We start from the raw sequence: 24904 nt of genomic DNA, 5'->3' as shown, positions 1-24904 counted from the left end.
TACGTCTCCCTTCGTAATAGTGTTCTGCTGGTCAATAAAATGACTTTTTCGTGCGGTCAGCCGTGTCAGGCTTGTAACAACACAGCTAAGAACAACTTTTGGGAGAACTCAGACGTTTTTTTCATATGCCTTATGCCGAAAAAAACTTATGCCATTTTCGGAATACAGACGATGGTTGTTTTTATCAGGCTCATTTATTCAGCCACTTAAGTGAAGAGTTTTAGAGTTTATTGGCTTTCGACGGAATTATGTCAGCATGTGAAGGGCGTGAAATTACATGCAAAAACAACCTGTTGGTCAGGCGACGATATTTTGTCGTTAAAAGGTTGTCAGGGCTTTATCTGTTACGCAGGTGAGTCGGTTCAAGAACGGAGCCGAAGGTTTTCGGGTTCGATCATTACGAAAAATGGAGGGAATATGGCCAGGGTGATCGGTACGGTACGACAAGCGGTAGGCGATGTTGTAGCAGTGTCGAGCGGTGGAACTCAGCGTGTGTTGCTGGAGGGGGATCGGGTATTTGCAGGCGAGCAGCTACAGACAGGCGCAACCGGTGGAGTTGCCGTGCAGCTTGAGGGCGGTGGTGAACTGACGCTGGGCCGCGACAGCCGCTTGCTGCTGGATACATCGATTCTGGACGGCCAGCCTGTCCATGTGGAAACCCTCGACCCGCTGACCCCGACACTCGGGCTGTTGGTGAGCGTCGAGCAGGTCACAGGGCAGGACGCGGAGCCTGTGCAGAGCGCTGATGAAGCCGTTGGCTCAGAAGGCGGTGGGCATACCGCCGTGATCCTCAGTGAAACGGGAGCAGAGGTGACGCCTGTCATCGGCTTCCCGACTCAGGGCCTGACCATGGTGCCGCTGTTTCCCGAGGGGCAGGCCGAGTTCCTGCGCGGCCTGACGAGCGATCCTCCCGTCACGGTGGTGATACCGCCGCTGGTGGAGCCACCCGTCGTCGTTCCGCCCGTAGAACCACCGGTCGAGCCACCGATTGATCCGCCAGTCGAGCCTCCTGTCGATCACTGCGTCAAGGTGTCGTGCAGTGCGCTGACACTCAATGAAGCCAACCTGTGTGGCGGTTCGCAGCCCGATGCCGGGAAGCTGACCCAGTACGGCACTTTCACGGTCAGTGCGCCGGACGGGCTGCAATCCCTGACGGTCGGCGGTATCGAGGTGATTGTTGCCGGGGTCGTGGCGGGCTTTCCTTTGTCGACACTCACCGCGCTGGGAAACAGCTTGAGCATTACGGGGTACGACCCGCTGAGCGGGCAGGTCAGCTATAGCTATACCTTGCTCAATCCCCAGGGACATCCTGAAGGCGAGGGCACCAATAGCATCGGTGAGCAGATCGAAGTGATCGCCACCGATCTGGACGGTGACTCGGGCTCGGCCCATCTGGATATTTCGATCATTGACGATGTGCCGCTGGCCGCCGATATCGAGCTGGCAGTGCCGTGCCTGCCGCCAGGCTGCGATGACATGGATACCCGAGTGGCCAATGGAAGCCTGCTTGCGGGCGGTACCTTCGGCGCCGATGGCGGGTTCGTCAAATCCATCACTCTTGAGGGCGTGACTTATCTCTATGACCGCTGCGGTATCAGCGTCGTGGATGACACAGGCTGTGGCGGTTCCACTCTGCTCGGTTTCGATCCCGTTACTCACGAACTCACGCTGGTCAGCAGCACGGGCGGCACACTGCTGGTGAACATGGAGAGCGGCGCTTTCAGTTACACGCCGGGCGCTGTCGGGACCTCCATGACCGAACAGATCGGTTTTGTGCTCAGCGACAACGATGGCGATCTGGCCGGAGCCGACCTGCTGATCCATGTCCCGGTGCCCCAAGGGCCTGAGGCCGTGGCGGACAACATCATCACCAACATTCTGGCCCCTTGCATCGAGGTGCCCGGCGCAGTGTTGCTGGCCAATGATCGTTCACCCAATGGTGACCCGCTGAGCGCGACGCCAACGGTTTTCAATACAGGCTGGCGTGCGCCCGGTGCGGATTTCACGGCCTGCATGCCAGGCACTATCGAGTTCAAGGGGGCTCGGGACAAGGTCGAGAACCAGGTGCGGGACCTTGACCGCAGCGACTTTTATTCCAACAGCGCCGTGACCGCGATGGTGTTGCTCAACGGCTATCTGGGTACCTGGCAGATCGATACCTATAACCATCAGGACATCTTCAATATCGAGCTCAAGGCCGGTGAAACCCTGACGGTCGACACCCGTCATGTGTCCGATCAGGTGGGGCTGGCCTGGAAAATGGATAACGGCGAGTATCAGCCGCTGGGCGAGGGCGGAACGATCACCGCCACTGAGGACAATGTCTATCGCCTGATCCTGATTCATCAGCCTGATCCGGGCGTGATCAATAAAGGGCTCACTTACCAGATTGGCCTGACCATCGACTACAGCGCCGTCGATACCACGCCCACTTATCACGGCACTTACACGGCCAGCGATGCCCATGGCGGCAGTGATGTCGCGCCGGTCAGCATCAGTTATCAGCAAGGGCATTCTCTGGTCGGTACTGATGGCGATGATGTGTTGCTGGCAGGCGGAGGAAATGACTGTCTGTATGGCGGCGATGGCAACGATCTGCTGATTGGCGGGGCTGGCAATGACACGCTGACCGGCGGTGCAGGTCAGGACACCTTCATGTGGCTGGCCGGCGATACCGGGCATGACCGGGTTGTCGATTTCACGTTTGGTGCCGACAAGCTCGACCTGTCTCAGCTATTGCAGGGCGCAGGCGTGCAGGGTGATTCGCTGGATGACTATCTGCACTTCAAGGTTTCGGGCAGTGGTACAAACCTGGTATCGAGCATTGAGGTCGGTGCCAGCGGCAGCGCGGCAAGCCAGACCATCGATCTGGCGGGCGTTGATCTGGCCGGGCATTACGGTGTGACGACAGGCGCGGGCGGCTGGGTCGCCAGTGGTACGGACACGGCTTCGATCATCAACGGCATGCTGGGCGATCATTCCCTGAAGGTCGATACGGTGTGATGTTCAAGCCTTGTGCAGGGTTTTCTGGCGAAGGATATAGATCGTCACCAGCACTGCACTGGCCAGCATGAAGCCGCGAGCCCAGGGTTGTGCTACCAGATAGCAGGACAGGCTGATGCTGGCCCACATCAGGGCAATGGCGTAGACCTTGCCCTTCAGGGGAATGCCGTTGCCGGCCAGATAATCACGAATCCACGGCCCGAGCCGTTTGTGATTGACCAGCCAGTTGTAGAAGCGTGGTGAGCTGCGTGCGAAGCAGGCGGCGGCCAGCAGCAGAAAAGGCGTGGTGGGCAACACCGGCAGGAATATCCCGATGACACCCAGGCCTACGCTTGCCCAGCCGACAGCCACCAGCAGATAGCGCACTAGCCGGTGACGGCTGGTGCGCGGCAAGTCCTGCGCCATAGGCGCCGACTCAGTGGTGACGGGGCTTGAGGATCGCCGGTTTTTCGTCCGGGGCCTGGCACAGCAGGTACAGGGCGGTGAGGGCTTCGGGGATCTGGACGATCATGTCGTCCATCAGGTTGGCATCCGAGGCAATGTCGGAGAACTCCGGCTGTTCGTCGAACAGGCCCGAACCGACCATGATCGGCAACAGCATTTCGCTGACTTCTTCCTCGGCGCTCTCGAACCAGGCGTTTTCACGCAGGAACACGCCTTCCATGAAGCCGATGCACCAGCCACGCAGGTCGGAGTCGTCCGGTTCGTCGCCCAGGTCCAAGTCGCATGGCAGCTCGAATTCTTCGTCGGAAGCCAGCTGGCGGGCGATATGCGCCTGCAGCAGGCTCAGGGTGGTTTCGATTTCTGCGCGCTGGGCTTCGCTGGAGTAGTGCGGTGGCTCGGAGAACAGAGCGTCGATCCACTCACGCTCCGGAACCTGCTCGGAACAGATGGAAATGGCGGTCAGATAACCATGAGCGGCCACGTAGTCCAGCGCCTCTTCGTGCAGTTCATCTGCATCGAGGAAGACTTGCAGGCGGGTAAGTTGCTCAGCGAAGGACATGGACGGACTACCTTGGAAAGAAAACAATGCTGAATTCTAGGCCCTGCGCGTCCGGGGCGCCAGCGCAGAGGTCGATCACAGTTAATTTTGACCACTCATGTCCCGGTCATCCTTTGCCTTTGATCGCTCGGGTATACTGCCGCGCTTTGCAGTGCAGCAGGACAATCTGGGGTTTTTATGCTCGAACAGGCACAACACGTACTTAAAGACATCTTCGGCTACGACAGTTTTCGTGGTCGTCAGGGTGCCATTATTGAGCGCGTGGCCAGCGGTGGCGATGCATTGGTTCTGATGCCTACCGGTGGTGGCAAGTCCTTGTGTTTTCAGGTCCCTGGCCTGTTGCGCGATGGTTTGTGCGTGGTGGTCTCGCCACTGATTGCCCTGATGGAAGATCAGGTCTCGACGCTGGACGAACTGGGGGTTTCGGCCGCCTCGCTGAACTCGACCCTGAGCCCCGAGCAGCAGCGCGAGTTGGCCAACCGGATTCGCCAGGGCGAGGTCAAGATGCTCTATCTCGCGCCTGAACGTCTTGTTCAGCCGCGCATGCTGGCTTTTCTGCAAAACCTGAAAATCGCCTTGTTCGCCATCGACGAGGCGCACTGCGTTTCGCAATGGGGTCACGACTTCCGGCCTGAATACCTGCAACTGGGGCAACTGGCCGAGCTGTTCCCGGATGTACCGCGCATCGCCCTGACCGCCACCGCCGACAAGCGGACCCGGGAAGAAATCGTCACGCGCCTGCATCTGCAGAACGCTGAGCGCTTCCTGTCCAGCTTCGACCGTCCGAACATTTTCTACCGCATCGTGCCCAAGGAGCAGCCACGCAAGCAGTTGCTGGCGTTTCTGTCCGAGCGGCGCAGCGATGCCGGTATCGTCTACTGCCTGTCGCGCAAGAAAGTCGACGAAGTAGCGGTCTTTCTCAGTGACAACGGCTACCCGGCGTTGCCTTACCATGCCGGTCTGCCTGCCGAGACTCGCGCCCACAACCAGAAGCGCTTCCTTAATGAGGAAGGCTTGATCATGGTTGCCACCATTGCTTTCGGCATGGGCATCGACAAACCCAACGTACGTTTTGTCGCGCACATGGACCTGCCCAAGTCTCTTGAGGCGTATTACCAGGAAACCGGTCGCGCTGGACGTGACGGCCTGCCCGCCGATGCCTGGATGGCTTACGGCCTGCAAGATGTGCTGATGCTCAAGCAGATGTTGCAGAACTCCGAAGGCGATGAGCGTCACAAGCGTCTGGAGCATCACAAGCTCGATGCGATGCTGGCGCTGTGTGAGGAAACCCGCTGCCGTCGTCAGACGCTGCTGGCCTATTTCGACGAAGACATGCCCAATCCGTGCGGTCATTGCGACAACTGTGTCGATGGCGTGCAGACCTGGGATGCCACCGAGCCTGCACGTCAGGCCCTGTCGGCGATCTACCGCACCGGGCAGCGTTATGGCGTGGGCCATCTGGTGGACGTTCTGCTGGGCAAGTCCAACGACAAGGTCGAGAGTTTCGGCCATCAGCATCTTTCGGTGTTCGGCGTCGGCAAGGCGCGCTCCGAAGGCGAGTGGCGCTCATTGTTCCGGCAGCTGGTGGCCCGCGGGCTGGCGGATATCGATCTGGAGGGTTACGGCGGTCTGCGTCTGAGCGACACCTGCCGCCCGCTGCTGCGAGGCGAGGTCACGCTGGAACTGCGTCGTGACCTGAAACCGCAAACCACCTCCAAGGGCAGTTCCGGCAGCCCGGCCAGTCAACTGGTGCGTGGCGAAGAGCGCGAGCAATGGGAAGCCTTGCGTGCCTTGCGTCGCAAGCTGGCCGAAGAACATGGCGTGCCGCCTTATGTCATCTTCCCCGATTCGACCTTGCTGGAAATGCTGCGCAGCAAGCCTGAAACCATGTCGCAGATGGCTCGGGTCAGCGGCGTCGGTGCGCGCAAGCTTGAGCGTTATGGCGAGGCGTTCCTTGAGGTGCTGGGCGGTGCGGCAGAAGCGCCTCGCGTGGTGGCCGATGTGCGTCACGAACTGATCAGCCTGGCTCGCGCCGGCATGACGCCCGCGCAGATCGCCGGGCAATTGCAGTGCTCTGAAAAGAACGTTTACACCATGCTTGCCGAAGCCATCGGCAAGCAGCAGTTGTCACTGGAGCAGGCTCTGGATCTGCCCGAAGACTTGCTGGGTGAAGTTCAGGATGCCTTCCTCGATGGCGAAGGCGAACTGCCCGCCGTTGCGGAAATCGCCGGGATGTTCACCGGGCGAGTCCCCGAAGGTGTCCTTTATTGTGTTCGGGCGGCCTTGCAGTCCGAGTTCGAGATGTAAGCCGGACGCGACGAAACATCAGGGTGTCAGGCTTGCCTGAATACTGTGGGCATGATTAGCTCGCTAATAATTAGTTTCAACCATGAGTTTTCTATGCCATTGACTGATGAACACCGTTTCGGGTTGCAACTTGCGCATCTCACCCGAGGCTGGCGAGCCGAGCTGGACCGCCGTCTGGCCGGTCTGGGCCTTTCCCAGGCCCGCTGGCTGGTCCTGTTGCATCTGGCGCGCTACGAAGAGCCGCCGACCCAGCGTGAACTGGCCCAGAGCATCGGCGTTGAAGGCCCGACCCTGGCGCGTCTGCTCGACAGCCTTGAAGCTCAGGAACTGGTGCAGCGTCAGGCTGTTGTCGAAGACCGGCGCGCCAAGAAAATTGTCCTCAGTGAAGCGGCACGTCCCCTGATCGAGAAGATCGAAACCATCGCCAATGCGTTGCGCGTCGAACTGTTCGAAGGGCTGAGCGAAGAAGATCTGCGAGTGTGCATGAATGTACACGCACGGATTCTGGCCAATCTGGAAAGATCCTGAGGCGAGGCCACGGGTTCTCGCTCATACTGCTGACGGACAGTGAAGTCCATGACTGATTACGCCAAGATTTCCATAAGGGTTCGCATGCTCAAGAGTTCTCAGGCTGCTGTCGAGAGTGACGGTCGCACGCAGCGCAAGGTTGTAACCAGTGTTCACAAGAGTGTGGTGGCAGCCTCTTTCGTGCTGTCATCGCTGTTTTATTCGACACTGGCGTCAGCCCTGGGGCTGGGCGATATCACCCTGCATTCGGCCTTGAACCAGCCATTCGACGCCGAGATCGCGCTGCTGGAAACCGGCGGTCTGGGCCCGGAGGATGTCATCGCCAAGCTGGCCTCGCCCGAGGCTTTCGCCAGGGCGGATATCGAACGTTCGTTCTTCCTCAATGACCTGCGCTTTACCCCGATCATTAACGGTAATCGCGGCGTGATCCGCGTGGTTTCGAGCAAGCCTGTCACTGAGCCCTACTTGAATTTCATGGTGCAACTGACCCGGCCCAACGGCGACCAGTTGCGCACCTATACCCTGTTGCTCGACCCGGCCACCACCCCGGAAGGGCAGGCTGCGATACGTAACAGAAAACAGGAACGTGCAGCCCAGCCAGCGGCCGAGAGGCGCATGCCGGTTGCACCGCCTGCGGCTCAGGAGGGCAAGCGTTACACCGTTGTCGAGGGCGATACGCTCAACGCGCTTGCCCAGCGTCTGCAAGGGCAAGGCAAAACGTCTGCCAGCCAGTTGGCCGAGGGCATTCGCGCACTCAACCCACAGGCTTTTGCCAGTGGCGCCAACTCCTCCCTGAAAGTCGGTCAGGTATTGCTGTTGCCTGATGCGGCGGTATTGCCGAGTGGCTCACCTGCTCCGGCTGCAAAGACCGCCGCGACCGAGACCCAGGCCGCTGAGGCGCAGCGGACTGCCGATCAACTGGCTGCCGCCGCCATTGAGAGCCAGCAGTTGATCAGGGCAGTGGAAGACCTCAAGGTCACGACCCAGGAATTGCAGGAACAGTTGGCGGGCAAGGACAAACAGATTATTGCCTTGCGCACCGAACTGGCTCAGGTCCAGGCCAACCCTGCGGTCAACCCGGCTGTTGCTCCTGCTGCACCTGCCCCTGTGGCAGCGCAACCGGTGCAGAGCGATTCTTTCATCAGCTGGCCCGTTTTGCTGGGCGCGGTACTGATCGTCTTGCTCCTGCTGGCGTTTGCTTATTCAAGACGTCGTCATCAGCCGCGCAAAAACCTGGAGCCTATCGTTGCGTCGGAAGAGCCGCTGATCAAACCTGCCCAGTCGACAATCCTCCCGGTTTTCGAGGTGCCTGCCGTGGCCGAGCCGCAACCGGTCGCCGCCGCTGCTGCCCCGTCCCCGGTCAGGGCGCCCGTTGCGCAACGTCTGGCTGGCGCGGCCCCGGATGCACTTGATGGCGTAAGCATCTATATCGCCTATGGCCGGTTCAGCGAGGCATTGGGGATCTTGCGCGGTGCTCTGGAAAAACAGCCTGAGCGTGAAGATATTCGTATCAGAATGCTTGAACTGCTGGCCGAGCAGGGCGATGTCGCCGGCTTTGCCAAGGAAGAAGAGGCTGCACTGGAATATGGCGTCGATGCCGGGAAAATCCAGGAGATCCGCGCACGTTATCCGCAGATGAACGTTTCCGTGCAGGCACCTGCCGCGGCCGCGGTTGTGGCAGCAGTGGCGACATCCCCGAGCCTTGAAAAAGCGTCGCCGCCCGAACCCGCTGCTCAGCTCGACGAAACGGCCGCCGCTGCGCTCAACCCTGAGCATATCGACGAGTTCCAGTTGAATCTGGACGACCTGTCGATGGATGCCAACTGGGATCTGGTCGATCCTTTCGACTCTCCGCCGACCCGCAGCAAACCGGCGGCTCCAGCAGTACCGGCCGTCCCGGAAGTGGACCCTGCGTTCTCCTCGAACCTTACCCAGTTGCCTGAAGTATTCGAGCTGCCCGACGATCAGTTCCTCAGCGATTTTTCCGAACCTGAAGTCATCGAGCCGGTTGAAGTCATTGAACCGGTCGATAGCGACTCGTTGAGCGACGACTTTCTCGACAGCTTCATGGATGACGATTCGGAATTCGACCTGCTGGATCTGGACGAAGCACCTCTGACCCGCATCAACGAGGCTCAGGTCCTGATCGATGACGGCGAGATCGAAGCAGCACGGGAAATCTTGCTGCAAGTGATCGAAGAGTCCGACGAGCAGCACAAACAGATGGCGCGGGAGTTGTTGGCGGGGATCAGCTGATCGTTATATGAATTCGCTCCTACGGTAGGAGCGAATTCATTCGCGAAAAGCACTCAATGCTTGCTGCTTTGCTCCGACATGGCCAGCAGTTGTTTTTCCTGGTTCCAGTCAAAAGGCTCGTCATTCTGTTCGGCTTCGTAACGGCGCTCTTCGAGTGCCTGATACATGTCGATTTCGTCGTCCGGCATGAAATGCAGGCAGTCACCGGCAAAGAACCAGAGCAGGTCGCGAGGTACCAGGTGGGCGATTTGCGGGTAGCGCTGGATCACCTGGCAGATGATGTCCTGGCCCAGGTACTGGCTTTCGATAGGGTCTTGCGGCAGAAGCGTGATCAGTTCGTCGAAGCGCTCCAGGAACAGCGCATGGCTTTCCTCGGGAACCTGATCGGCCTCGCCCAGCGCGACCAGAATGCTGCGCAGGTGCGTCAGCAGGCTGAGATGGTGGTCGAGAGTGGCGTCGGCCATGGTGTGATCCTCAAAGACAAAAACGAGCGCGAGAGTATAAGGCTCTGCGCGCTCGCTGTGCTAATGCACTGACAGTTATCGAGTCTTGCCCGGTGTCAGGGTCAATTGCTCCTTGTCGAAATCATCCACGTCGATCACCTTGCGACGTGCCGCTTCTGCCGTTTTCAGGTTTTGCGCTTCAGTAGGCATCAGGACCCCGAGACGCAGAGCGGCATCGATGACGTGTTCGCCCGGCGTGGGCTGGACCTGTCCGCTCTTGAGCACCTGTTGCAGTTTCTTGTGCAGTGGCTGGGCTTCGCTCAGCAAGTCGCAGGCCTTCTGCAGTGCGGCGACCGGATCTCCTTCCGCTTGCGGGCGGTAGCAACCGGCCAGGAGTTCTTCCAGCGTCGGGTCACCTTTGGCGCGGCCCAGCACTTGCGCCACTTCGGCCCCCAGTTTGTCCGACGGGCCTTTATGGCGACGGCCAAACGGGAAGACCACCACTCGCAACAAACCACCCAGCAGGCGGTTGGGGAAGTTGCTCAGCAACTCGTCCAGCGCTCGCTCGGATTGCCCCAGACTTTCTTCCATGGCCCAGCGCAGCAGCGGTCGCAGATGCTCGGGGGAGTTGAGGTCGTGATAGCGCTTGAGCGCCGCCGAGCCCAGATACAGATGGCTCAGGACATCTCCCAGCCTTGCCGACAGGCGCTCGCGGCGTTTCAGCTCGCCGCCCAGCAGCATCATGCTCAAGTCGGCCAGCAGGGCGAAGGCTGCTGCCTGACGATTCAATGCCCGGAAATAGCCTTGGCTCAAGCTGTCGCCCGGTGCCCGCTCGAAATGGCCCAGGCCAAGGTTGAGCACCAGGGTGCTGGCCGCGTTGCTCACTGCAAAACCAATGTGCTTGAGCAGCAGGGTGTCGAACTCGGCAACGGCGTTGTCCTTGTCTTCACGTCCGGCCAGAGCCATTTCCTTGAGGACGAACGGGTGGCAGCGAATCGCGCCCTGGCCGAAGATCATCAGGTTGCGGGAAAGAATGTTGGCGCCTTCCACGGTGATGAAAATCGGCGCGCCTTGCCAGTTGCGTCCCAGGTAGTTGTTCGGCCCCATGATGATGCCCTTGCCACCATGGACATCCATGGCGTGGCTGATGCATTCGCGGCCGCGTTCGGTCAGGTGGTACTTGAGGATCGCCGAGAGTACTGAAGGTTTTTCCCCCAGATCCACGGCATTGGCGGTCAGTATCCGTGCGCTGTCCATCAGCCATGCATTGCCGCCGATACGCGCCAGCGCTTCCTGAATACCCTCGAAGGCTGACAACGGAACATTGAACTGTTCACGAACCTGCGCGTACTGGCCTGTTACCAGGCTGGTGTATTTGGCTGCACCCGTGCCGACAGCGGGCAACGAGATCGAGCGGCCCACCGACAGGCAGTTCATCAGCATCATCCAGCCTTTGCCGAGCATTTCCTGGCCGCCGATCAGGTAACTCAGGGGAATGAACACATCCTTGCCGGAGTTGGGGCCGTTCATGAAGGCGGCGCCCAGTGGCAAGTGACGACGACCGATTTCCACGCCGGGCGTGTCGGTCGGAATCAGCGCCAGGCTGATGCCCAGGTCCTCTTCCTCACCCAGCAGGTGTTCCGGGTCATGGGCCTTGAAGGCCAGACCCAGCAGGGTCGCCACCGGGCCGAGCGTGATGTAGCGCTTTTCCCAGTTCAGGCGCAGGCCGATCACTTCTTCACCTTGCCACTGGCCTTTGCAGATGATGCCGGTGTCGGGCATCGCGCCTGCATCGGAACCCGCCAGCGGGCCGGTCAGGGCGAAGCAGGGGATATCGTCGCCACGGGCCAGACGTGGCAGGTAATGATTGCGCTGTTCGTCGGTGCCGTAGTGCAGCAGCAATTCAGCCGGGCCGAGTGAGTTGGGCACCATGACCGTGGAAGCCAGGTCGCCGCTGCGGGTGGCCAGTTTCATTGCGACTTGCGAGTGGGCATAGGCCGAGAAGCCCTTGCCGCCGTATTCCTTGGGGATAATCAGCGCGAAGAAACCGTGTTCCTTTATATGCGCCCAGGCTTCTGGCGGCAGGTCCATGGCCTGGCCGATTTCCCAGTCGCTGACCATTGCACACAGCTCTTCGGCAGGGCCGTCGAGAAAGGCTTGTTCTTCTTCGGTCAGGCTGGCTTTCGGGTAGGCCAGCAGTTTGTCCCAGTCCGGGCGACCGCTGAACAGTTCGCCGTCCCACCAGACGGTCCCGGCGTCGATGGCATCGCGCTCGGTATCGGACATGGGTGGCAATACTTTCTGGAACCAGGCGAACATCGGTGCCGTGAAGAACCTGCGACGCAGGTCCGGCAGAGCCAATGGCAGGAGAACCGCCAGCCAGAGTACCCAGAAAACTGTCAGCAACCAGCCCGGAGCGTGGCTGAAAATGCCCATCGCCAGCAGGTAGACCGCAATAATGCCCAATGCAGGCAGCGGGTCGGTACGTCGATGGGCCAGCCAGGCAATGCCGACCACCAGAACAACAATCCACAACAACAGCATAAACTTTCCTCCGTGGTGACATTGGCCTCTGACAAGGACTGTTTGCCCGACAGATCTGCGCCGACATCGTTAGTGACCCTTCATGGTCAAGGAAGTTGCGGTGTTCTCAGGTTAGACTGGCATGCGAACATTTTTCAGAACAATTGCCGAGGGAATGCAATGCTCAAGATCTGGGGCCGCAAGAATTCCAGCAACGTGCGCAAGGCACTGTGGATTGCCGAAGAAGTGGGTGTGCCCTATGAAACCCGGGATGCCGGTGGTGCGTTCGGGTTGGTGGACGGGGCTGAATATCGGGCCAAGAACCCCAACGGCCGTATCCCCATGATCGAAGACGGCGACTTCGTGCTCTGGGAGTCCAACGTCATCGTGCGCTACCTGGCTGCACTGCATGCGCCAGATACCCCTTTGTATCCTGCCGACCCGAAAGCCCGCGCTCAGGCCGATAAATGGATGGACTGGACCACGTCGACCATTGCAGCACCTTTCAGTCTGGTGTTCTGGGGTGTCGTTCGCACGCCTGCCGAAAAGCAGGACTGGGTCAAGATCAACGAGGGTATCCAGACCCTGCACGGCTTGTTGCGAGTGGCTGACGAAGCGTTGTCCCGCCAGCCTTATCTGTCTGGCGAAGTGTTCGGCATGGGCGATATCCCGTTGGGCTGTTTTGCCTATGGCTGGTTTGAAATGCCGATTGAACGTCCCGAGTTGCCCCATCTCAAAGCCTGGTATGAGCGCCTGAAGACGCGCCCGGCTTATCAGAAGGCGGTCATGACGCCTTTGACCTGAGTATCTGGCCCCGCCGTTAATACTTACTATCAATAGATGTATCTGTACTTGTGTGACGCAGCCAAGCAACATGGCCGGGCTGCGTTAACTTGTAAGTAGCTATTTCAAACTACAATCATTTTCTTTTTTCCCCAGATTGGTGTGTTTTTCGATATGAGTTCTGCTCTGTCCATCCGGCAGCTAACCAAAACCTACGGCAACGGTTTCCAGGCCCTGAGTGGTATTGATCTGGACGTCGCCGAAGGTGATTTCTTCGCCTTGCTCGGCCCCAACGGTGCTGGCAAATCCACAACCATCGGGATCATCTCGACCCTGGTCAACAAGACCAGCGGCACCGTGAATATTTTCGGTCATGATCTGGATCGCGAGCCTGCCGCTCTCAAGCGCTCCATCGGTGTGGTGCCTCAGGAATTCAACTTCAATCAGTTTGAAAAGACTTTCGATATCGTCGTGACCCAGGCCGGTTATTACGGCATCCCGATGAAAGTTGCCAAGGAGCGTGCCGAGCAATACCTGACTCAGTTGGGGTTGTGGGACAAGCGTGATGTGCCTTCGCGCTCGCTCTCCGGTGGCATGAAACGCCGCCTGATGATTGCCCGTGCGCTGATTCACGAGCCGCGTCTGTTGATCCTCGACGAGCCGACGGCTGGTGTGGATATCGAGCTGCGCCGTTCGATGTGGAGCTTTCTGACTGAGCTGAACCAGAAAGGCATCACCATCATCCTCACCACTCACTATCTGGAAGAGGCTGAGCAACTGTGCCGCAACATCGGCATCATCGACCATGGAGTGATTGTCCAGAACATGGGCATGAAGCAATTGCTCAACACCCTGACCGTCGAGACGTTCGTGCTGGACCTGAAAAACGCCTACCAGAGCGCGCCGAAACTGATCGGTTATCCCTGCAAGCTGCTGGACAGCCACACCCTGGAAGTCCAGGTGGACAAGAGCGTTGGCATCACCGCCTTGTTCAGCCAATTGGCTCTGCAGAACATTGAAGTGCTGAGCCTGCGTAACAAATCCAACCGACTTGAGGAGCTGTTTGTGTCCCTGGTGGAAAAAAATCTGGCGAAGGTGGCTCTATGACCGGCCAGAGCGGTGAATTCCGTCCCAACATGGTTGCACTGAACACCATCGTCTATCGCGAAGTCCGGCGCTTCATGCGGATCTGGCCGCAGACGTTGCTGCCGCCAGCGATCACCATGGTTCTGTACTTCGTGATCTTCGGTAACCTGATCGGCCGGCAGATCGGCGATATGGGCGGTTTCACGTACATGCAGTACATCGTGCCGGGTTTGATCATGATGTCGGTGATCACCAACTCTTATGGCAACGTGGTATCGAGCTTCTTTGGTGCCAAGTTCCAGCATTCCATCGAAGAGCTGATGGTCTCGCCGGTTTCGCCGCATACGATTCTGGTGGGTTACACACTCGGCGGTGTATTACGCGGCCTGATGGTCGGGCTGATCGTGACGCTGCTGTCGATGTTCTTTACCGACCTGCAAGTGCATCACCTGGGCGTGACGATTGTTGTGGTGGTACTGACAGCGACCATTTTCTCGCTGCTGGGCTTCATCAACGCGGTTTTTGCACGTAACTTCGACGATATCTCGATTATCCCGACTTTCGTGCTGACGCCTTTGACCTATCTGGGCGGGGTGTTCTACTCCATCAGCCTGCTGCCGCCGTTCTGGCAGACGGTGTCCCTGGCCAACCCGGTCCTGCACATGGTCAATGCCTTCCGTTACGGCATCCTGGGGGTTTCCGATATCCGTATCAGCATCGCGCTGGCCTTCATGGTCGTGGCAACCGTGGTGCTGTATATCAGCTGTGCCCGCCTGCTGGTGAGCGGGCGCGGGATGCGGCAGTAACCTTTTCTCGTATGTGTATTCCCTCTGTGGGAGCGGATTCATCCGCGAAGGCCTTCGCGAATGAATTCGCTCCTACGCAGGCGTGGCACAGTTAAAGAACAAAACCGGTAACACTCCATCCCGCCCATTTTTCTCTGTAGCGCTCATCCTTGACGCCTCACCGCTTTGAGGGATGTTCATGCGCACAGGGATGATCGCGCTTGCTCTGGGTCTGTTGGCCCTGCGTTTTTTGCCCGCGTTGCCGCCGGTCTGGCTATTGCTGTTGATGCCGGTGGTCGCGTTGATGCTGTTGCCGTTTCGCACTTATCCACTGGCACTTTTTCTGTTCGGGCTCACCTGGGCCTGTGTGTCGGCGCAGTCGGCGCTGGATGATCGTCTGTCGCCACGGCTCGACGGGCAGACGTTATGGCTGCAAGGCCAGGTGGTCGGCTTGCCGGGTTCTGCCGAAGGTGTGGTGCGTTTCGAACTGGAGGATGCCCGGTCGCGACGGGCGAAGTTGCCGCAGTTGATTCGTGTGGCCTGGTATGGCGGCCCCGAGGTGCGTAGCGGCGAGCGCTGGAAGCTGGCTGTCAAACTCAAGCGGCCGGCCGGGCTGGTCAACCCCGATGCTTTCGATTACCAGGCCTGGTTGTTGTCCCAGCGCATTGGTGCGACCGGAACGGTGGTGGACGGGGAGTTGCTGGTGCCAGCACGTACCGCCTGGCGTGACGGGATTCGCCAGCGCTTGCTGGCTGTCGAGGCTCATGGGCGTGAAGGCGGGCTGGCGGCTCTGGTGCTGGGCGATGGCTCCGGTCTGTCGACGTCCGACTGGCAAGTGCTGCAGGACACCGGCACTGTGCATCTGCTGGTGATTTCCGGCCAGCACATCGGCCTGTTGGCGGGCGTGGTCTATCTGCTGGTCGCGGGGCTGGCTCGCTGGGGATTATGGCCGCGCTTCCTGCCCTGGTTGCCATCGGCCTGCGGTCTGGCATTCGGTGCGGCGCTGGGGTATGGCTTGCTGGCCGGGTTCGATGTGCCGGTGCGTCGGGCTTGTGTGATGGTCGGCATGGTTCTGCTCTGGCGTTTGCGCTTTCGGCATCTTGGGCTTCTCTGGCCACTGCTTGTGTCGCTCAATCTGGTCTTGATCTTCGAGCCTCTGGTCAGTTTGCAGCCGGGCTTCTGGTTGTCGTTTTCGGCGGTGGCAATTCTGATCCTGATCTTTGGCGGGCGTCTCGGCGCATGGGGCTGGTGGCAGAGCTGGACGCGCGCCCAATGGTTGATCGCCATTGGTCTTCTGCCGATGCTGCTGGCCCTGAACCTGCCGGTCAGTATCAGTGGTCCGCTCGCCAATCTGCTGGCGGTGCCCTGGGTCAGCCTGATCGTGTTGCCTCCTGCCTTGGTGGGGACGCTTTTGCTGCCCGTGCCTGTGATGGGCGAAGGTTTGCTCTGGCTGGCCGGGGCTGCGCTGGAGGGGTTGTTCGTTTTTCTGGGGGCCGTTGCCGATATCCGGCCCGCCTGGCTGCCAGGCAAGGTGCCCGCCTGGGCGTGGGCGATGAGCCTGCTGGGCGCTCTGCTTCTATTGATGCCGAATGGTATGCCCATGCGTTTGCTGGGTTGGCCGCTGTTATTGCTGTGTGTTTTCCCGCCGATCAAGTCGGTGCCTCATGGGCAGGTCGACGTGCTGCAACTGGATGTCGGGCAGGGTTTGGCGATTCTCTTGCGTACCCGCCATCATACGCTGCTGTATGACGCCGGGCCGCGCTTTGGTGAGTTCGATATCGGTCAGCGGGTGGTGCTGCCTGCCATCCGCAAGGCCGGTGTGCGCAACCTGGACCTGATGATACTCAGCCATGCCGACACCGATCATGCGGGAGGCGCGCTTGCTGTCCATCGGGCGCTGCCGGTTCAGCGGGTAATAGGCGGTGAACTGACCAGGCTCGATCCTCAATTGAATGCCCAACGGTGCCGCAACGATGAAACATGGGAATGGGATGGTGTACGTTTTGCGACCTGGCGCTGGGAGCAGGCCGAGGAGGGCAATCAGTCCTCCTGCATGCTGAGTGTCGAGGCCAATGGTGAGCGATTGCTACTGACCGGGGATATCGATGCACAGGCCGAGCAGGCTGCGCTGAACAGCGATTTCGATCTGCGCGCCCATTGGTTGCAGGCGCCGCACCATGGCAGTCGGACCTCTTCCTCAAAACTGTTTCTGCGTGCAGTGGCACCGGTTGGCGTGCTGATCTCCCGTGGGCGCAACAATGCGTTCGGGCATCCTCATCCACTGGTCATGGCGCGTTATCGATGGCAGGGGATTCGCAGCCATGACAGTGCCGTACTGGGAGCCATCGGGCTGCAACTGGGGACTTTCGGCCAACCCCGGGCAGAGCGGGGCGAACAGCGCTTCTGGCGTGACTGAATGCGCGGATGTTTATCTCGGGCTTCGGACAGTCGCCGAGCCTATGTTAGAGTGGCGCCAATTTTTCAGGGAGTGGTCATTGTGTGGGAACTGGTCAAATCTGGCGGCTGGATGATGTTGCCGATCATTTTGAGTTCCATCGCCGCTGCCGGCATCATCATTGAGCGTCTATGGACGTTGCGTGCCAGCCGCATAACGCCTCCGCACCTGCTGGGACAGGTCTGGCAGTGGATCCAGGAAAAGAAACTGGACAACGAAAAGCTCAAGCTGCTGCGCGCCGACTCGCCGTTGGGTGAAATCCTCGCTGCGGGGCTGGCCAACTCCAAGCATGGTCGCGAGATCATGAAAGAGTGCATCGAAGAGGCCGCAGCACGGGTCATTCATGACCTGGAGCGCTATCTCAGTGCCCTGGGTTCCATCGCTGCCATGGCACCCCTGTTGGGTCTGCTGGGTACGGTGCTGGGCATGATCGATATCTTCGGCTCGTTCAACAGTTCGGGAGCCACGGCCAATGCCGGTGCTCTGGCAGGCGGTATTTCCAAGGCGCTGATCTGTACCGCGTCGGGCCTGATCGTCGCGATCCCCGCGATATTCTTCCATCGTTTCCTGCAAGGCCGCGTCGATGAGCTGGTGGTCGGCATGGAGCAACAGGCGATTCGTCTGGTGGAAGTGGTGCAGGGTGACCGTGATGTGGATCTGGTCGATGCGCCGGTCGATCTGAAATCCCTGGCCCGTACCGGGGGCAAGAAGAAGTGAAATTTCGCCGTCGCAAGCCGCGAGAGAACATCGACATCAACCTTGTGTCGTTGATCGACGTGGTGTTTATCCTGCTGCTGTTTTTCATCGTCACCACGACATTCACCCGTGAAACTCAGTTGCGCGTGGATCTGCCGCAGGCGGTGACCGGCACCCCGGATACCGAGGCCAACCTCAAGCATCTGGATATCGCCATCAATGCTGACGGTCTGTTTTCCCTGAACAACCAGTTGCTGCCGAAAAACGATCTGGCGACCCTGATCGAAGCACTGCAACGCGAGTCGGCGGGCGATACCAGCCTGCCGCTGTCGATCAGTGCCGATGGCAAGACTCCCCACCAATCGGTCATTACTGCCATGGACGCTGCAGGCAAGCTGGGTTTCAGCCATCTGCGCATGACCACTGTCGAGGCCAACCAGGCTAACTGATGGCACTTACCGATCGCTTGCTTGATGCCTGGTACAACGGCCATCCGGCGCTTGCACTGCTGCGTCCCCTTGAGAGCCTTTACCGGCGCGTCGTGAATGGCAAGCGTAAGCGTTTTCTGGCGGGTGAGGGTGATATCTACCGGGCGCCAGTACCGGTCGTGGTGGTGGGTAACATTACGGTGGGCGGCACCGGCAAGACGCCGCTGATTCTGTGGATGATCGAACACTGTCGCAGTCGCGGGCTGCGCGTGGGGGTCGTCAGTCGCGGTTATGGCGCAAAGCCGCCAAGCCTGCCGTGGCGAGTCCTGCCAGATCAGAGTGCTGACGAGGCGGGCGACGAGCCGCTGCTGATCGTGCAGCGTTGTGGCGTGCCGTTGATGATCGACCCGGATCGCAGCCGTGCCGTGCGCGCCTTGCTGGCTGCCGAACCGCTTGATCTGATCCTCAGCGACGACGGTTTGCAGCACTATCGGCTGGCCCGTGATCTCGAACTGGTGCTGATCGATGCCGCACGTGGGCTGGGCAACCGCCGCTGTCTGCCGGCCGGCCCGTTGCGCGAGCCGGTCGAGCGGCTGAACAGTGTCGATGCCTTGCTCTATAACGGTGCCCTTGAAGATCGTGACGACGGCTATGCCTTTGTGCTCAAGCCCGCGGCGCTGATCAATCTGCGCAGTGGCGAGCGTCAGCCGGTGGATCATTTCCCGGCTGGCCAGGCGCTGCATGCCGTGGCGGGTATCGGCAATCCGCAACGTTTCTTCAATACCCTCGAAGGATTACACTGGCGGCCTGTGCCTCACGCTTTTGCCGACCATGCGGTCTACAGCGCTCAAACGCTCACCTTCACACCATCGTTGCCAGTGATCATGACCGAGAAGGATGCTGTGAAATGCCGTTCCTTTGCGGCCGATGACTGGTGGTATCTGGCAGTGGATGCGGTGCCTGGCGCTGCCTTCGTCAACTGGTTCGATGAGCAGCTGACACGTCTTTTTCCATGATTGCCTCAGGAGTCCCCATGGACACCAAACTACTCGATATCCTAGCTTGCCCGATCAGCAAGGGGCCGCTGAAGCTCAGTGCCGACAAGACCGAACTGATCAGCAAAGGCGCAGGCCTTGCCTACCCGATTCGCGACGGCATCCCCGTCATGCTGGAAACCGAAGCGCGCACCCTGACTGCCGAAGAGCGTCTGGATAAATGACAGCGGCTTTCACGGTTGTCATTCCGGCACGATTCGGTTCCAGCCGCTTTCCCGGCAAGCCGCTGAAAACCATCGCGGGCAAGCCGATGATCCAGCATGTCTGGGAGCAGGCCTGTAAAAGCGGTGCCGAACGTGTCGTGGTTGCCACCGACGATGCGCGGATTGTCGAAGCCTGTCAGGCATTCGGTGCTCAGGTACTGATGACACGTGACGATCACAACTCGGGCACTGACCGTCTGGCTGAAGTGGCCGAACAGTTGGGGCTGGCGGCTGATGCCATTGTGGTCAATGTCCAGGGTGACGAGCCGATGATCCCGCCTGTGGTGATCGATCAGGTGGCAGCCAATCTCGCTGCGCATCCTGAAGCCGGTATTTCGACCCTGGCCGAGCCCATCGATGATGTCACTGCGCTGTTCAATCCGAATGTGGTCAAGGTGGTGGCGGACGTAAACGGCCTGGCTTTGACTTTCAGCCGGGCGCCATTGCCGTGGGCGCGGGATGCTCTGGCCGCAAGTCGGGACGTGTTGCCTGAGGGCGTGCCTTATCGTCGTCATATCGGCATCTATGCCTACCGTGCCGGTTTCCTGCATGACTTCGTCAGTTGGGGACCTTGCTGGCTGGAGAACACCGAAAGCCTGGAGCAATTGCGAGCGCTCTGGAACGGCGTGCGCATTCATGTGGCCGATGCTCTGGAGGCACCGCCTGCCGGTGTCGATACGCCTGAAGACCTTGAGCGTGTAAGGCGCTTGCTGGAGATTTGATGTCGGTTTGTCTTGTTCAACTGAAGGTAAGCGCATGACCTTGCAGGTGCAGTCCGGGGTTTCACTCAAACCCTTCAATACCTTTGGCGTGGATGTGCAGGCGCAACTGTTCGCTGAGGCCCGTGATGATCAGGAAGTGCGTCAGGCTCTGGCGTATAGCGCCGAACATGCTGTGCCCTTGCTGGTGATTGGTGGTGGCAGCAATCTGTTACTGACCGATGATGTCCAGGCGCTGGTGCTGCGCATGGCCAGCCGCGGGATTCGCGTCATCAGGGAGGATTGCGCTCAGGGTATTGTCGAAGCCGAGGCGGGCGAACCCTGGCATCCATTCGTGCAGTCCTGCCTGGAGCTTGGTTTTGCCGGGCTGGAAAACCTGAGCCTGATCCCCGGAACGGTGGGTGCTGCCCCGATGCAGAACATCGGTGCTTATGGCGTCGAGATCAAGGATGTTTTCCACAGTCTGACGGCGCTCGATCGCCAGACCGGCGAGTTGCGTGAATTTTCCCTGGAAGATTGCCGGTTCGCTTACCGCGACAGCGTATTCAAGCAGCAGCCTGGTCGCTGGTTGATCCTGCGTGTGCGTTTTACCTTGCGTCGTACGCCTTCTCTTCATCTGGAATATGGCCCGGTTCGCCAGCGTCTTGACGAGATGGGGATCAAGGAGCCGAGCCCCTTTGATGTCAGTCGTGTCATCTGTGCGATCCGCAGCGAGAAACTGCCAGACCCGGCCGTGCTGGGTAATGCCGGGAGCTTCTTCAAGAATCCATTGGTGACGGCCGAACAGAGCGAAACCATCAAGCGCAACTATCCGGGCGTAGTGGGTTATCCCCAGGCCGATGGTCGCGTGAAACTGGCAGCCGGATGGTTGATCGAGCAGGCTGGCTGGAAGGGCTTTCGTGAGGGAGATGCAGGCGTGCATGCGCTTCAGTCTTTGGTGCTGGTCAATCATGGTCAGGCCACAGGCCTGCAACTGTTGAGCCTTGCCCGTCGAATCCAGGCTGACATTACCGAGCGTTTTGGTGTGGAGCTGGAGATGGAGCCCAATCTGTATTGAGGCTGTGCCTTCAGGCTGGCTGATGCCGAGCTGAAACGCCAGACACAAAAAAGCCCTACCTGCTCACACAGGTAGGGCTTTTTCATGGGCCGGGGATCAGGCGAGTGGTTTAGGCTCGGTCTCTTCCTGGGCTTGCGGTGCAGCAACTACTTCAGTTTCAGCGGCAGCAGCCTGCTCGGCTTCCTGGCGACGACGCTCTTCTTCTTCGCGCTTGCGGCGACGAACTTCGCGTGGATCGTTCGGGGCGCGACCATTGGTGCTGACCGGCGCAGGTGCTTCGGCCACTACAACTGGCTCTGCTTGCGGTGCCGGCTCAGGCTCGACGGCTTGTGGCGCTGCATAAGGAGCGGGCTCCTCCTGAACGAGTACAGGCTCGGCGACTGGTGCAGGCACTGGCAGCTCGGCGGATTCGGTAGCCGGCACGTCAGCCTGAACCGGAGCTTCGACCGCAACTTCCGGAGTTGGCTCTGGCGTTGGCTTGAACGGTACGATGTTTTCAGCCTTTGGCGCGTTTTCAGCCTGTGGTGCTTCAAACAGTTCTGCCTGAGCTGCACGTACTGGTGCTTCGACTACTGCTGGCTGCACTTCGACTTCAGGTGCGGCTTGCGCTTCTGGAGCGGTTTCGGCAACTGGCGCTTCGATGGCTGGTGCCTCTACAACCGGGGCTTCTACAGCCGGTGCTTCGACTGGCTGGGCTTCGGCAACGGGAGCTTCGACGACAGGCGCCGCTGCTTCGGCAGGTGTTTCGGCCGATGCGTTGGCAATTTCTGCCTGGCGGTTGGCTTGCGCCTCGGCCGGAGCACTGATTACGGCTTCAGCGACAGCTGCGGTAACAGCCTGACCTGCTTCCTGGTCTTCACTGCCTTCGTTCTCTTCGGAGCCTTCGATCACATTGCCGTTGGCGTCACGCTGACGCTCGCGACGGTTGCTGCGACGACGCTGGCCACGGGAGCGACGACGAGGGCGTTCGCCTTCGCTGCCTTCCTGGTTGTCTTCGCTGGTCAGCTCTTCATTGTTCAGCAGTTCTTCTTCGCTGGTCGCGGCGGCGGCCTGCTCTGCACGTGGCTGACGCTCTTCACGAGGAGGGCGTGGCTGGCGTTCTTCGCGTGGAGCGCGCTCAGGGCGTTCTTCACGGGCTGCGGCTGGCGCTGCATCCAGAGGTTCGCGCAGTTCGCGCACAGGACGCTCTTCGCGTGGCTTGCGCTCACGTGGTGCGCGAGCCGGACGCTCTTCGCGTGGCGCAGCATCGTCACGGACTTCGCGAGGTTCGCGTGGAGCACGTTCTTCACGAGGGGCACGTTCTTCGCGTGGAGCGCGTTCGGCACGCTCTTCACGTGGCGCACGTTCTTCACGCGGCGCACGTTCTTCACGCGGCTTGCGCTCTTCGTCGCGACGGTTGTTGCGGCCACGGCTCTGTTGACGACCGTTGCGGCGCTCTTCGTTGCGGGCAGGGCGTTCGCTGGCTGGTTTTTCCACGACCACCGGTGCAACCGGCTCTTCCTTGGTGGCGAACAGGCTCACCAGGGATTTCACCAGACCCTTGAACAGGCTTGGCTCGTGAGCAGCAGGAGCTGCAACCGGAGCAGCGGCCTGGGCTGGAACCGGTGCGTTGGTACGCGGCGGTGCAGTCTTGACTGCGGCCTCCTGGCGAACCAGGGTGCGGGTGGCTGCGGCTTGCGGCGCAACTTCTTCCACTTCGGCAGCGGCAGCAGCGATTTCGTAGCTGGACTGATTGTTGTGGGCTTCCGGGCTGTCATCGCGCAAACGCTGAACTTCGAAGTGCGGCGTTTCCAGATGATCGTTCGGCAGGATGATGATGCGGGCGCGGGTGCGCAGTTCGATCTTGGTGATCGAGTTGCGTTTTTCGTTCAGCAGGAACGCGGCGACCGGGATCGGCACCTGAGCGCGTACTTCGGCAGTACGGTCTTTCAGGGCTTCTTCTTCGATCAGGCGCAGGATGGCCAGCGACAGGGACTCGACGTCACGGATGATGCCGGTGCCGTTGCAACGCGGGCAGACGATGCCGCTGCTTTCACCCAGGGAAGGGCGCAGGCGTTGGCGGGACATTTCCAGCAGACCGAAGCGCGAGATACGACCGACCTGAACGCGGGCGCGGTCGGCTTCCAGGCTTTCGCGGACTTTCTCTTCCACGGCGCGCTGGTTCTTGGCAGGGGTCATGTCGATGAAGTCGATGACGATCAGGCCGCCGATGTCGCGCAGGCGCAACTGACGGGCGATTTCTTCGGCGGCTTCAAGGTTGGTCTGCAGTGCGGTTTCTTCGATGTCGCTGCCTTTGGTGGCGCGCGCCGAGTTGATGTCGATGGATACCAGGGCTTCGGTCGGATCGATGACGATGGAGCCGCCGGAAGGCAGTTCGACGACGCGCTGGAAGGCGGTTTCGATCTGGCTTTCGATCTGGAAGCGGTTGAACAGCGGAACGCTGTCTTCGTACAGCTTGATCTTGCTGGCGTACTGCGGCATCACCTGACGGATGAAGGTCAGGGCTTCTTCCTGGGCTTCGATGCTGTCGATCAGGACTTCACCGATGTCCTGGCGCAGGTAATCGCGGATGGCGCGGATGATGACGTTGCTTTCCTGGTAGATCAGGAATGGCGCGGCACGATCCAGGGATGCTTCCTTGATGGCGGTCCAGAGTTGCAGCAGGTAATCGAGGTCCCACTGCATTTCTTCGCTGCTGCGGCCAAGGCCGGCGGTGCGAACGATCAGGCCCATGTCGGCAGGAGCGATCAGGCCGTTCAGGGCTTCGCGCAGTTCGTTGCGCTCTTCGCCTTCGATGCGGCGCGAAATGCCACCGGCGCGCGGGTTGTTGGGCATCAGGACCAGATAGCGGCCAGCCAGGCTGATGAAGGTGGTCAGGGCTGCGCCCTTGTTGCCACGTTCTTCTTTCTCGACCTGAACGATGACTTCCTGGCCTTCGCTCAGGACGTCCTTGATGTTCACGCGGCCTTCAGGAGACTTCTTGAAGTATTCGCGGGAGATTTCCTTGAGGGGCAGGAAGCCATGGCGCTCAGAGCCGAAATCGACAAAGGCAGCCTCCAGGCTTGGCTCGATGCGGGTGATCCGGCCTTTGTAGATGTTGGCCTTCTTCTGCTCGCGAGCACCGGACTCGATGTCCAGATCGTAGAGGCGCTGGCCGTCTACCAGAGCAACACGCAACTCTTCGGGTTGAGTTGCGTTAATCAGCATTCTTTTCATGTAGTACCGTCGGTTTCCGGGCTGCCGGAAACGGCGTTCGGCACACACGACTTCTCACGGTCGGTGTCAGGGCACGTCAAGAGTGTATGGACACTCCATTGTCTAGCGATGTTCTCGATCAGAAGGATCGAGGCGTCGCGACGACGTTTCCTGTTTGCTGTGGTGACAAAAGGCACCCTTTACAGCAAAAGCTTTGTCAGGAGGAGGAATCGACCATCGGTAGCGGACGAGATGAAGCGTCTAGAACAAGCCTTGTGCTACACAGTCCGATGGTTGTGCATCTCCACCCTACACGTATCCCTGATAATTCGGGTGCTGCCGCGCGCAGAATCCGCAGCGGGTTGGCATTTACCGCGAG

At 59.8% G+C, this 24904-nt stretch carries 19 protein-coding genes; 14 read left to right on the top strand and 5 right to left on the bottom strand.

The genetic code is table 11. From position 1 onward, the window contains the following. Positions 1-417 precede the first annotated feature (417 nt). Positions 418-3003 carry a retention module-containing protein gene (locus tag JL015_RS16860; RefSeq protein ID WP_201019266.1) on the top strand — a complete coding sequence of 862 codons (2586 nt, stop codon included), beginning with the start codon at positions 418-420 and terminating at the stop codon, positions 3001-3003. 3 nt (positions 3004-3006) lie between these two features. Here the strand turns inward: JL015_RS16860 and JL015_RS16855 are convergent, their stop codons facing one another. Together JL015_RS16855 and JL015_RS16850 are read right to left on the bottom strand one after the other, a co-directional pair. Beyond that, positions 3007-3408 (bottom strand): YbaN family protein, encoded by a 402-nt coding sequence (locus JL015_RS16855; protein WP_201019265.1) that lies wholly within the window; start codon positions 3406-3408, stop codon positions 3007-3009. A 10-nt stretch (positions 3409-3418) separates the two neighbouring features. Next, a complete protein-coding gene (locus JL015_RS16850) occupies positions 3419-4006 on the bottom strand; it encodes a UPF0149 family protein (RefSeq protein ID WP_200999758.1) in 588 nt (195 codons plus the stop codon). Positions 4007-4183: 177 nt separating this feature from the next. On the opposite strand from JL015_RS16850, the gene recQ reads away from it, so the two are divergent. The 3 genes from recQ to JL015_RS16835 all read left to right on the top strand — a co-directional run bounded on the left by recQ (position 4184) and on the right by JL015_RS16835 (position 9097). Beyond that, on the top strand, positions 4184-6313 hold the full coding sequence (recQ, locus tag JL015_RS16845) for a DNA helicase RecQ (RefSeq protein WP_201019264.1): 2130 nt from the start codon (positions 4184-4186) through the stop codon (positions 6311-6313). Positions 6314-6406: 93 nt separating this feature from the next. Continuing rightward, positions 6407-6841 (top strand): MarR family transcriptional regulator, encoded by a 435-nt coding sequence (locus JL015_RS16840; protein ID WP_200999756.1) that lies wholly within the window; start codon positions 6407-6409, stop codon positions 6839-6841. 84 nt (positions 6842-6925) lie between these two features. Continuing rightward, entirely contained in the window at positions 6926-9097 is a 2172-nt protein-coding gene (locus JL015_RS16835) for a FimV/HubP family polar landmark protein (protein WP_201019394.1), read from the top strand. Between the two features lie 53 nt (positions 9098-9150). Here JL015_RS16835 and JL015_RS16830 read toward each other — a convergent pair whose 3' ends face one another. After that, a complete protein-coding gene (locus tag JL015_RS16830) occupies positions 9151-9561 on the bottom strand; it encodes a PA2817 family protein (protein WP_025261029.1) in 411 nt (136 codons plus the stop codon). A 75-nt stretch (positions 9562-9636) separates the two neighbouring features. Continuing rightward, on the bottom strand, positions 9637-12084 hold the full coding sequence (locus JL015_RS16825) for an acyl-CoA dehydrogenase (RefSeq protein ID WP_201019263.1): 2448 nt from the start codon (positions 12082-12084) through the stop codon (positions 9637-9639). Between the two features lie 159 nt (positions 12085-12243). On the opposite strand from JL015_RS16825, the gene JL015_RS16820 reads away from it, so the two are divergent. The 10 genes from JL015_RS16820 (at position 12244) to murB (ending at position 21330) form a co-directional block, all read left to right on the top strand. Beyond that, positions 12244-12867 carry a glutathione S-transferase family protein gene (locus JL015_RS16820; RefSeq protein WP_201019262.1) on the top strand — a complete coding sequence of 208 codons (624 nt, stop codon included), beginning with the start codon at positions 12244-12246 and terminating at the stop codon, positions 12865-12867. 153 nt (positions 12868-13020) lie between these two features. Beyond that, on the top strand, positions 13021-13953 hold the full coding sequence (locus tag JL015_RS16815; protein WP_201019261.1) for an ABC transporter ATP-binding protein: 933 nt from the start codon (positions 13021-13023) through the stop codon (positions 13951-13953). Next, positions 13950-14738 carry an ABC transporter permease gene (locus JL015_RS16810; protein ID WP_201019260.1) on the top strand — a complete coding sequence of 263 codons (789 nt, stop codon included), beginning with the start codon at positions 13950-13952 and terminating at the stop codon, positions 14736-14738. The genes JL015_RS16815 and JL015_RS16810 overlap by 4 nt, the downstream gene beginning before the upstream one ends. A 178-nt stretch (positions 14739-14916) precedes the next feature. Continuing rightward, complete coding sequence (locus JL015_RS16805) at positions 14917-17133, top strand: DNA internalization-related competence protein ComEC/Rec2 (RefSeq protein WP_201019259.1); 2217 nt, start codon at positions 14917-14919, stop codon at positions 17131-17133. Between the two features lie 81 nt (positions 17134-17214). Then, positions 17215-17889, top strand: coding sequence for a MotA/TolQ/ExbB proton channel family protein (locus tag JL015_RS16800; protein ID WP_201019258.1), 675 nt, complete (start codon positions 17215-17217; stop codon positions 17887-17889). Next, entirely contained in the window at positions 17886-18317 is a 432-nt protein-coding gene (locus tag JL015_RS16795; protein ID WP_025261022.1) for an ExbD/TolR family protein, read from the top strand. Before JL015_RS16800 ends, JL015_RS16795 begins: the two co-directional genes overlap by 4 nt. After that, a complete protein-coding gene (gene lpxK, locus JL015_RS16790) occupies positions 18317-19312 on the top strand; it encodes a tetraacyldisaccharide 4'-kinase (RefSeq protein ID WP_201019257.1) in 996 nt (331 codons plus the stop codon). The genes JL015_RS16795 and lpxK overlap by 1 nt, the downstream gene beginning before the upstream one ends. A gap of 17 nt (positions 19313-19329) precedes the next feature. Further along, entirely contained in the window at positions 19330-19515 is a 186-nt protein-coding gene (locus tag JL015_RS16785; RefSeq protein ID WP_095067411.1) for a Trm112 family protein, read from the top strand. After that, positions 19512-20276, top strand: coding sequence for a 3-deoxy-manno-octulosonate cytidylyltransferase (gene kdsB / locus JL015_RS16780; RefSeq protein ID WP_201019256.1), 765 nt, complete (start codon positions 19512-19514; stop codon positions 20274-20276). Before JL015_RS16785 ends, kdsB begins: the two co-directional genes overlap by 4 nt. A gap of 34 nt (positions 20277-20310) precedes the next feature. After that, entirely contained in the window at positions 20311-21330 is a 1020-nt protein-coding gene (gene murB / locus JL015_RS16775; RefSeq protein WP_201019255.1) for a UDP-N-acetylmuramate dehydrogenase, read from the top strand. Positions 21331-21426: 96 nt separating this feature from the next. On the opposite strand, the gene rne is transcribed toward murB, so the two are convergent. Continuing rightward, positions 21427-24546, bottom strand: a complete 3120-nt coding sequence (gene rne / locus JL015_RS16770; RefSeq protein ID WP_445177108.1) for a ribonuclease E — start codon at positions 24544-24546, stop codon at positions 21427-21429. Positions 24547-24904: the final 358 nt, after the last annotated feature.

The sequence above is a fragment of the Pseudomonas cichorii genome (assembly GCF_015471405.1).
GTDB classification, from domain to species: Bacteria; Pseudomonadota; Gammaproteobacteria; order Pseudomonadales; family Pseudomonadaceae; genus Aquipseudomonas; species Aquipseudomonas serbiensis.
Note: the sequence above shows the minus strand (reverse complement) of the source record. Positions and strands in the feature narration are given on the sequence as shown.